We start from the raw sequence: 1163 nt of genomic DNA on the forward strand, positions 1-1163 counted from the left end.
GATCGTCATTCCCAGCTTTCAATACTATTGAGGTTCGTTTATCGTCAAGTTCGAACCACCCTTGCATGTGCGCTTTGCTTTTCGTTCTAATACCTAATGGTAAGAAGGTAAAGAACTGACCTCTCTCATCGTTTTTAGAAATTTGTTGATCTATCGGTATAGCTACTCCAGCCCAAGGTAACACTTTTCTGAAGTTTGGCCCCACCCCCAAAAACTTTAGAGCCTGTTTCAGAAGTAAACTATCTGTTCCTTTGAATAACCCATTGACTACAGCCCATTTAGAGTGAAAAGACTCTTTACGTGACGTACTACGATCGAAATAATGGCACTGAAATTCATGTTCGTACATCACAGTTGGGAGGTCAATATTGTTCAATAGCCAAGATCGACAAATCTCTTGGGGAGACATGTTTGTTGGTATGGCTTTGTTAAGCTTTTGCTTTGCTGAATTAATCTCTTCTATGTTTTTAGTTTCGATTTTCAATAGTTCTTGCGTCTTTCCATCCTCATGAACTTTGCACAAAACTAACGTATGGACATTCCTTAGAAAAAGCAAATTGTCTGAGCTTTTTCTCCATTCATCACACCATTTGTAGAAGCGCTGCTCGGTGAAAATCTGACTCGATATCTCGCTAGTTTTCGCAGTTTCGGGAGTCCTCAAAGGTAATCGAAAAACTGTTCGGCCAACAGTATCTTCCTCGCCAGGCAAAAGAAAAGTGCGCAACCACGGTTCTAAACGTTCATAGGTACTACTGCTTACCTCATCATGCTTCCAGGTCGCGACTTCGTCTTTTAGTTCCTTACAAATGGCTGATTTATGTGCATCAAACCATTTAGAAGTACCATGCCTCATACCACCAGAAATTAGGCTAGGATGATCGCTAATACTAAAACTGGATGTAAAACCTTGTCCAAACCTACCAGTAGATTGAGCTTTATTGACCTTACCTCCATCCATAATCTGATCAATTGCCTTGAAGTCCTGCTCGTTAAAAAGCGCATCATTCGAAATGATTAGAGCAGGACCTGAGGCAATGTTTAAGGCTTGTTCTTTAAGGGAACCATGGTTTCGAAGATCAAGTGCAACTGTTAGTCGTGAAGCTTTCGCATCATCTGCATTTTGCAAAAACTCTTTGAGTAAGGAATCCGCATTGTACTTTTCT

1 protein-coding gene is annotated in these 1163 nt (G+C 40.7%); it reads right to left on the reverse strand.

Going from position 1 to position 1163, the window contains the following annotated elements:
• A partial coding sequence (locus tag IQR33_RS20670; protein ID WP_193844005.1) for a sacsin N-terminal ATP-binding-like domain-containing protein occupies positions 1-1163 on the reverse strand: 1163 nt, incomplete at both ends.

It is taken from the genome of Vibrio sp. OPT46, assembly GCF_015163535.1.
Classification (GTDB): Bacteria; Pseudomonadota; Gammaproteobacteria; order Enterobacterales; family Vibrionaceae; genus Vibrio; species Vibrio alginolyticus.